The organism is Bacteroidia bacterium (assembly GCA_019695265.1).
Taxonomy (GTDB): domain Bacteria; phylum Bacteroidota; class Bacteroidia; order JAIBAJ01; family JAIBAJ01; genus JAIBAJ01.
On sequence record JAIBAJ010000130.1, the window covers coordinates 1 to 9,122 of the forward strand.

Annotated in this window: 9 protein-coding genes; 2 read left to right on the forward strand and 7 right to left on the reverse strand. The window is 43.2% G+C overall.

All coding sequences use genetic code 11. The annotated features are described in order from the left end of the window. Positions 1–461 precede the first annotated feature (461 nt). Genes K1X82_13790 through K1X82_13810 form a run of 5 tightly spaced genes read right to left on the reverse strand, consistent with a single transcriptional unit; the run spans position 462 to position 5,001 of the window. Positions 462–1,118 (reverse strand): YggS family pyridoxal phosphate-dependent enzyme, encoded by a 657-nt coding sequence (locus K1X82_13790; protein ID MBX7183177.1) that lies wholly within the window; start codon positions 1,116–1,118, stop codon positions 462–464. A 2-nt stretch (positions 1,119–1,120) separates the two neighbouring features. Further along, on the reverse strand, positions 1,121–1,456 hold the full coding sequence (locus K1X82_13795) for a hypothetical protein (protein ID MBX7183178.1): 336 nt from the start codon (positions 1,454–1,456) through the stop codon (positions 1,121–1,123). Positions 1,457–1,471: 15 nt separating this feature from the next. Beyond that, positions 1,472–2,278, reverse strand: coding sequence for an inositol monophosphatase (locus K1X82_13800; GenBank protein MBX7183179.1), 807 nt, complete (start codon positions 2,276–2,278; stop codon positions 1,472–1,474). 1 nt (position 2,279) lies between these two features. Next, entirely contained in the window at positions 2,280–3,998 is a 1,719-nt protein-coding gene (locus tag K1X82_13805; protein MBX7183180.1) for a M23 family metallopeptidase, read from the reverse strand. Positions 3,999–4,005: 7 nt separating this feature from the next. Further along, the gene (locus K1X82_13810) at positions 4,006–5,001 is read right to left on the reverse strand and encodes a M28 family peptidase (GenBank protein ID MBX7183181.1); all 996 of its coding nucleotides are present in this window, start codon (positions 4,999–5,001) and stop codon (positions 4,006–4,008) included. 458 nt (positions 5,002–5,459) lie between these two features. On the opposite strand from K1X82_13810, the gene K1X82_13815 reads away from it, so the two are divergent. Then, entirely contained in the window at positions 5,460–5,750 is a 291-nt protein-coding gene (locus tag K1X82_13815; GenBank protein MBX7183182.1) for a hypothetical protein, read from the forward strand. Between the two features lie 24 nt (positions 5,751–5,774). Next, on the forward strand, positions 5,775–6,818 hold the full coding sequence (locus K1X82_13820; protein MBX7183183.1) for a hypothetical protein: 1,044 nt from the start codon (positions 5,775–5,777) through the stop codon (positions 6,816–6,818). Positions 6,819–7,008: 190 nt separating this feature from the next. Here the strand turns inward: K1X82_13820 and dnaB are convergent, their stop codons facing one another. After that, complete coding sequence (dnaB, locus tag K1X82_13825; protein MBX7183184.1) at positions 7,009–8,565, reverse strand: replicative DNA helicase; 1,557 nt, start codon at positions 8,563–8,565, stop codon at positions 7,009–7,011. 207 nt (positions 8,566–8,772) lie between these two features. Next, the coding region (locus K1X82_13830; GenBank protein ID MBX7183185.1) for a redoxin domain-containing protein at positions 8,773–9,122 on the reverse strand (350 nt) is incomplete at its 5' end.

Consider the following 9,122-nt stretch of genomic DNA (forward strand, 5'->3'; position numbering starts at 1 on the left):
TTATATTTTTCAAATTAGATGCTCTTAAATCGAACCATTTTGAAGGATATTAAACGAAAAATGGCGTCTAAAGGTGGTTTTTAGACAAACTGACGATAGAGGCAAGTAGCTCCAAGCCAACGCAGCGCCTAGCGGAGTGGGCTTGGACTACAGCCGAAAGCGTGACCCGAACGCCTGTGCAGGTTTTTGGGATTTAACACGTAGTTGGTTGGGCGGAAGGGAGCCCGCCTAACAGGAATTCAAAAAACTATCTATTCAGGCCGATTGACCTTTGCGGTAGACCCTCCTTTTACCTTACACCTACTGCCAATTGGAAATAATCCAATTATACTTCGCCATAATTTCCAGGTTGGACGATGGCTCTTGTTCTTTTCACCAATTAATCTAATCGTTGGAAGGGGAATGGAACTTTTAACCAATTCCCGGCAAACCGGCATTTTGGAATTTATACCCGCAAACGCCTAGGCAAACAAGGCTGAACCAACCCTTACCAAGGTGCTTCCATGCTCCACAGCTAACAGATAATCGCTACTCATGCCCATGCTTATTTCTTTGAACCCGGCATCATGTAAAAAGTATTCCTTCTTCAAATCGGTAAAATACTTGTGCAAGGTTTGAAACTCCCCGGCAATTTGGCTCTGATTGTCGGTATTGGATGCCATACCCATAATCCCGGCCAAACGTACATGTGTTAGGCCGGCATATTCGAGTGAACCTAACAAGCCGGTTGCCTCTTCCCAATCGAGTCCGAACTTGGTTTCTTCCTTGGCCACATGGAATTGCAGCAAACATGCAATAACCCGCTGATTTTTCCGGGCTTCCTTGTCAATGGTTTGTAACAACTTCAAGCTATCCACCGAATGAATGAGGTGAATAAATGGGGCAATGTATTTAACTTTATTCGTTTGTAAATGTCCAATCAAATGCCATTGGATATCCTTGGGTAAGAGTTGGTACTTCTCTACCAAATCCTGTACCCGGTTTTCGCCAAACTGCTTGTAACCGCATCGGTATAATTGTTCAACCTCTGCAAGTGCCCTGTTTTTTGTAACTGCAACCAAGGTGGTAGTTGGTGGCAATTGTTGAAGTATATGGGCAAGATTTCCGGCAATGTTCATGGTTAAATTTCTTTCTTTTTAAAAAGCAAACTCAGGTAATAATAGCTTACCAAGGCAATTCCTATTAGAAAAAACACCAAAGCATAGTTTCGCAAACCATCATCGAAATAGAATTCACCTGCCATCCAAGTGGAATTGGCACTAATCCAACAAACTACAGCCAGATTATGGTAGCGCTCCGACGGGTTGTTCCAATAGCGGTAAGTGATATAAATGGCTAAAAAAACAGTCGGTAACACCATCAGCATACCCAAGGTGCGGCTTAGCATACACCAGCACAAATCTTTGATTAACCAAAGAAACACATGTGCATTTTCTATTTTACGGATGGCATCCATGGCGACCGGTTTAATTTAATCCTGGCTTTGATTCATAAACCGGGCTATAACCTCTCCTAAATCCCGGTGAATTTTACCATTGCTGGCGTTGATTTCCTTTCCAAACAAATAATCCTTTCCTCCCTTAAAGTCGCTCACTTCTCCCCCGGCTTCCTGAATGAGTATAATTCCGGCTGCCACATCCCAAGGCGCTAATCCATACTCGTAAAAGGCATCAAAGCGTCCGCAAGCTACATAAGCCATATCCGTAGCCGCAGAACCCAAACGCCTGATTCCACGGGTATGGTTGAGCAGGTATTTCATTAAATCCATGTAGGGGTTTAACCTACCATAGTTTTTATATGGGAAACCGGTTGCTAAAAAACTTTCTTCCATGGCAGACATTTCAGAAACCCGTATAGGTTTTCCGTTTAACCAGGCCCCTAAACCTTTAGCCGCATAAAAGCACTCATCCAGGTTAATTTCATAAATTATTCCCAATATGGGCGATTGGTCTTCTACCAAAGCCACACTGATGGCGAAACAAGGTAAACCATGAATAAAATTGGTGGTGCCATCCAAGGGGTCAATAATCCAGTTGTATCGCTCACCTTGACGGCTACTAGTGTTTTCCTCGGCAATAAATCCGGCCTCAGGGAAAATTTTTTCGAGCCCAGCAACCAATTTTTGCTCGGAAGTTTTATCCACATAACTAACATAATCATGCAAGCCCTTGGTTTCAGTTTGGCTGCGGTCAAACACCTTGGATTCTTGCCGGATATAAGCACCGACTTCAATCACTAAGGCTTTGGTTTGGAGTAAAATTTCTTCGCAATTTTCCATGCTAATCCTTGATATTAAAAACGCCGTTCCATTCAGCTTTGTTCTTACATTGATCCCATACTTCCAGCTTAACCCGGTAGCTACCCGGACTTAGCTTTGCACCCTTGATATTTTTTACTTTTCCGAACAAACGAGCTGTTTTGGCATCGTATTCAACCAAAACCCATTGTCCGTTTACCTCCAAACGGTAGTTGGCAATACCACTGAAGTTATCTCCAATCTTGAACATAAATTCGCTTTCCTGATACATTCCGCCCTTGGAATAAATGGTAACCGGCGTAATTCGTGGTTTAATGGTATCCAACATCACACAAAAACTACCAAAATGCTTTACTTTTTGGGTTATTTCATTGCCTCGCAAGGTTCCGCCTTCATAGGACCAGGAACCGGAACCGCTTCGGTATGCCATGACTACTTTTTCGCGAAGTGGTCCGGAAATATCACCGGCTATCCGAATAGCTACACTCACCGGCTGATACACCGGAATGTAAGGGTTGGCTAAAACATATTCCGGACTAAGCGCACCCGCCGGTTTGGGAAGTTTAGATACCGTAAAATCCAGGGTATCCAACAAGGAATTTTCAGGAAATAGAATATGCAGGTCATTGTCTTTATAAAAACCGGGCACTGCACAAGGAATAGGTTTTCCTCCAATTAAACGATCGGTTGGTTCCAAACCATTAAACTGTAACTTAAACTTTACTTCCCTAAAATTCCCTTCAATATCTCCAACAATTAGGGAGACATGGTGTATTTTCCCATCGTTTTTCCATAACCAACCCGGACCTTTCTCAATGCCTGAGAAATTTACACAACCCTGAGCAAAGAGTTTTTGTATAGTCCCTTTACCATGCATTTTTCCTTCAAAGTCAATTAATCCGTTAATCTGCCTGGTTTCGCTAAAGGCAAACTTATCCAGCTTTTGCTTAAATACCAGCTGACTATCAATAAACAAGGCAAGGGAATACACCCCATTGGCATTTGACGACCCACTGGCGCGGTCGGTTGCCGAAACTCCTATTCCAACTTTTCCGGTTACTTGTATTACCGGTCCAATGGTTAATCCGGTTTTGGTACTTACCGGAAAACTTTTATTACCCAACAAGCCATTTACCTTTCCGCCGGGTTGGAGCGGGAATATGGTTATGGAAGAAACATCCGGCGCCACCTGATCCTTGATTCGGAAACCTTCTTCCTGGGGATTAATGATTTCTTCGGTAGCAGCATCCCTAATTTCAAAGTGGAGGTGGGGTCCGGCACTGCTACCGGTATTTCCGGAAAATGCAACCAAATCACCCTTTTTAACTTGCAAACTATCGGCGGCAGGAAAATATTCAATCTCAAACCGCTCTGCATCACATTGCTTTTTAAACACATAATCGGCAATAGCACCGTTAAACTCTTTTAAATGGGCATAAACACTTACTTTGCCATTGGGATGGGTAATGTATAATGCTTTTCCATATCCGGCCGGACCTACTCGTACCCTACTCACATAACCATCCTGAACAGCATAAATAGGTAGACCTTCCTGAGAGTTGGTGCGTATATCCAATCCGGCATGGTAATGATTGTTTCGAACCTCGCCGAAATTTCCCGACAACAAAATGGGGATATCCACCGGCAACCGAAAACCGGATTGAGTCCAACCAAAGAATGGAAATCCGGATAACACCAGGCAAACCATCCACCACCAAAAACCGTACTTCCCTTTATTCATAACGTATTTATTTCTCTCTATAAACCACATCCAACAAGGTTTGTCCAACAGCCTTGAGGGAGTTTTTATCCAAATTTTCAGGAGTATCGTTCAAAGTATGCCAATATTTATAGAAATTGGAAGGGGTGCTTCGGTCGTGTTCAATAATATCAATGGTAGGAATTCCAGCCAATTGATTGATATAATAATGGTCATCCACAATGGGTTGGGTAAGCTCATTGGAGAAACGGTTGTAATAACCAAGACGTGCAGCGGTATTCCACACCTTCGTCACAATAGATGCTGCATTTTGTACCGAACCTCCTTCTTGAGTGTAAACCGCATTAGGCCCTCCAACCATATCCAATAAAATACCATACCTCGGTCTATATCCCGGAACGTGGGGGTTTTTTGACCAATACTGAGAACCTAAACAATAGCTATCAGGCATTTGTTCCTGCCCCATTCCATCGGGTTGACCATAATCTTCGGCATCGAAAAAAACAAGATCTACCCCAATTCGAGGCGGATTTTCCTTAAAAAGCCTGGCTAGTTCCATCAACACTGCCACTCCACTACCACCATCATTAGCCCCGTCAATAGGCTTGTTTTTGGTAGTTGGATCCTGATCCGAAAAAGGGCGGGTATCCCAGTGAGCGCATAGCATAACCCTTTCCGTATTGGCAGAATTAAAGCTGGCAATGATGTTTCGGGCCTTTAATTGCTTTTTGTCAAACGATAAAACGGTAGCCTTTTGCTGAATAACCGTATCGGCCAGTTTTTTTAGCTCGGCAACCATCCAATCGCCACATTTCTGATGTCCACTACTGTTAGGAACTCTGGGACCAAAACTGACTTGTTTCTTAACCAGGTCAAAGGCTTTATTTTCATCAAATGTTGGGATGGAGATAGACTCCAATTCTTCCTTAGGCTCCGGATTGGGCTGATCGGGTTGTTTGGGTTCATTCCCACAAGCCGAAACTAACAAGACAATTCCCAGCGTAAGGACTTTCAGTTCTTTCATGGAACAAAAATAAGGGATGATTTCTGCTTTTTCCAAGCATTTTCAGTCAGTTATCCAAATCCATTTGTTGAGTGTTTTACTTCCTGTGTAAGTTAATACTGTTAAAACCCTGAGAGGAAGCAAACAGACTTAAGCAAAAGATCTAGACAGAGCCAAAACTTTGATTCGCAGTCAATTTTCTAGGTTGCACCCGGGCAACGATAGAGCCAGGTAGCCCACAGGACACCTACGGCGTTAGCCTAGGTGGACGAGGACTACAGGCGATAGCGTGACCCGAACGCCATGCACAATTATTGGGAGCTACAATAAACCATCGGAGGCGGAAGGGGGCCCGCCTAATTTTTCAAAACAATAGTATCCTTAACCTCAACCTTATTAAGGAAAAAACCCACAAGATCAGCATAGTCAATTTTACTATCATTTTTTTTTTCATCTTTGGAAACCAAACTATTTGAAAAATGAAAAACCTGGCTTTTGTTCTTTTCTCCTTACTTAGCATTGCACTTTTTTCGTGTAACCGTTGTTACGACTGCCAACGCAAATGCGGAACCTGCACCAATGGATTTGTTATTGTTGCCGGATGCGATGGAGATTCCATTTTAGATGGAGCTTCCGTAGATGCCTGGAAAGCCTATTTTGAGTCCCAGGGATATACTTGTACTTATAACAATCCGCCATCAGAAGAAGTTTGTGGAAGTGAAGACAAAAGCACCTACACCGATAAAGGATATACCTGCACTTCCAAATAGGATACGTTGAGGCAAGTTGGGCTATTGTTTTTTGCGTTATCATTAAGCCTGTCAGCCTGCAAAAAACAACCATTTACAGCAATTACCACGGTAGAAACTTTTCTGGAGGATGGACTGGATTGTCATTGGTCGCCCAACCCAAATGGCAAAATTGTTTATTCCACCAAGGGAAGTGATTCGTATTACGATGTACATATCTCCCTTCCGGATGGATCCGATAAGTTTTGCATCAGTTGCGACAAGGCCGAACTTCCTAACCGTCATATTTCCAACCCGGCCTGGCATCCTTCGGGCAAATGGGTGGTAATGGTGGTTGAAAAGGCTACCCATCCGGGTTCCTCTACTGATGCCTTACCCGGTTTTGGAGCGTATTGCGATATTTGGATTGCCAACACCCAGGGTACCCGGTTTTTTAAAATAGTGGACATACCCAACGACTACGATCACGGAGTTATAGCACCCAGGTTTTCACCCGATGGAACCAAACTATGCTGGACTCACCGGGTGAAACAACCCAACCTGCTGGTGCCCAAGCAAAATGCAGGTTATTGGGTTATTAATGTAGCCGATTTCAGTTTTGGAACAGATAGCATCCCGGTCGTTCAAAACATTCATAGTATCAAACCCGGCGAAGATGCCTTTTACGAAGCCTATGGCTTTTCTCCGGATGGAAATCGGATTATTTTTTGCAGTTGCATGAACCAATTTTCCTTTCTGGATGAGCATATCTATACCATGAATTTGGATGGAAGCGATGTAAAAAAACTAACCGAAAAGGATTACAATGAACATGGTTTTTACACCCCTGACGGACAACGCATTGTTTATATGAGCAGCACCGAAAGTTCGGCCAAAGGAACAGATTGGTGGATAATGAATACCGATGGAAGCAACAAAAAACGATTGACTTATTTCAATGAATCGAATAGTAATCAGTATACCGGAGGCGCCGTTTGGGCCGGATTAGGCTCATTTGACAGTACCGGAACCCGTTTCGTTGGCGGTGTTCAAAAAAGCTTAACCACCCAGGAGGGCCGGATAGTGTTGGTTGATTTGAATGGGGAATAGTTTTTTTATTAGGCGGGCCCATTCGCATAAAAAGTTATTCTTTGAACAAACATTAGCAAGGCTCATGGCCGGGCTATACGTTCCAAGTCCTCGCCGCCCTGGCTAGCGCTGCGGGCGTCTGTGGGCTTTCCACTTCTATCCCTGCCCGAACGGAACCTCTACCTTTGGTAAATTATCCTTGGCATTTATTTTAAAAAGGCACTTCCGAATCGGCAATATCATCCATTCTCGAACCACGGGTAATGGTTTGTGCCGGCGATGGTAAATCAAAATCCCTGGATGGTGCCAATGCTCCACCAAAACTTCCACCTTCGCTATACTCGTCGTTTAAGCTATCCAAATCAGCAAATTTTCCCAACCGGTCTATAAACTTCAAATTAATCTCGGTTGTCTTTCCATGACGGTTTTTGGCAACAATAATTTGAGCCACACCTGCCATGGAACGTTGGTCTGCATCTTCCGTTAATCCATAGTACTCCGGACGGTAAATAAACATAACCATGTCGGCATCCTGCTCAATCGCACCCGATTCACGTAAGTCACTTAACATTGGTTTTTTATCCCCGCCACGCTGCTCCACCGAACGGCTTAACTGACTTAAGGCAATAACCGGGATGCTTAGCTCCTTAGCCAAAGACTTTAACGATCTGGATATGGTAGAAATTTCCTGTTCACGGGTACCTTTTCCTTCTGCTCCACCGGCAGTCATCAATTGCAAATAGTCGATAATAACGCATTGAATATTATGTTGTTGTGCCAACCTTCTGCATTTTGCTCTCAACTCAAACACCGACAATTGGGCCGTATCATCAATAAACAAAGGAGCATCAGCCAACCGGGCAATTCGATTGTGCAAAATCTCCCATTCAAATGGCTCTAAATTTCCCTTTTTCAACTTCTCGTTCGACAAGCCGGTTTCGCTAGAAATTAACCTGGCAACCAACTGTATACTCGACATCTCCAGGGAGAATATTGCAACCGGACGACGAAATTCAACTGCCATGTTTCGAGCCATACTCAAAACAAAAGCCGTTTTACCCATACCCGGACGAGCAGCTAAAATCAATAAATCCGATTTCTGCCAACCATTCGTTAACCGATCCATCTCCGTAAATCCGGATGGAACACCGGTTAAACCTCCGTCGGCTTGTGAAGCAGCCACCTCAATTTGTTTAACCGCCAAATGAACCAAGGTCGACATACGATCGTAGCTCTTGATAATATTTCCATCAGCAATTTTGAAGAAATTGGTTTCAGCTTTATCCAGCAAATCAAATACGTCGGTAGTATCATCATAAGCATCCTGAATAGTCTCCGTACTAATACGAATCAACTCCCGGGCAATGTGCTTCTGTAAAATAATTTTGGCATGGTACTCCGTATTTGCCGACGATGATACCCGATTGGATAACTGCGAAATATAATACGGTCCACCCACAAAATCCAAGGCCGCATTAGACCTCAACTTTTGCGTTACAGTTAAAATATCCACCGGTTGGCTCTCCGAAAAAAGCTGCTGTATGGCTTCGTAAATCTTTTTGTGTGCTTCCTTATAAAAACATTCCGGTTTTAATAAATCAATAACTGAAGTTAAGGCATCCTTCTCCAACATCAATGCACCCAAAACAGCCTCTTCCAACTCCACCGCCTGAGGAGGCAATTTGCCATTCTCTAAACCCGCAAATGCCAGGTCTGCCTTGGTTTTTCTTCTAAAATCTCGGTTTACTCGTTCTCCGGTTCCTTCCATGGTGTAAAAGTAACTACAGGCCTATCTATTCTTTTAACTTTGTTTTCAAGTTTGGACTTTCAGCCCAAAGTGATGATGCTATTAATCTTAGCTTAACATTTCAGTATCAATGCTAAACGCTGAAATATTTTTTTTCAATTCACAGGATATCAACCGCAGTTCACATCTTATGAACAGGTTTTAAGTGGATTTATTAAAAATACTACCTTAATTCTTGGCTTCGACTTTTTTCCATTTGATGGTGCACCCAATTGCCTTGGTGCTTGAAGGGTCAGGATTTGCTCCATCGTTTAATTGCGAAATGGCTCTTTCAACATATTTAATAGTAACAGCCTTCTCGTCGTCGCTGTTGTCGTCAATTGCTCCAATGTATTTTACCACAAAAGCATTGTTCTTATTCTCCAACACAAATACATGCGGGGTTTTTAAAGCACCAAAAGCTTTGGCTACCTCCTGAGTCTCGTCAAACAAATAGGGAAAGGTATACCCCTTTTCTTTTGCCAATTGCTGCATGTTTTCAAAACTATCGTCAGGTTCTACCTTGGGATCATTTGAAC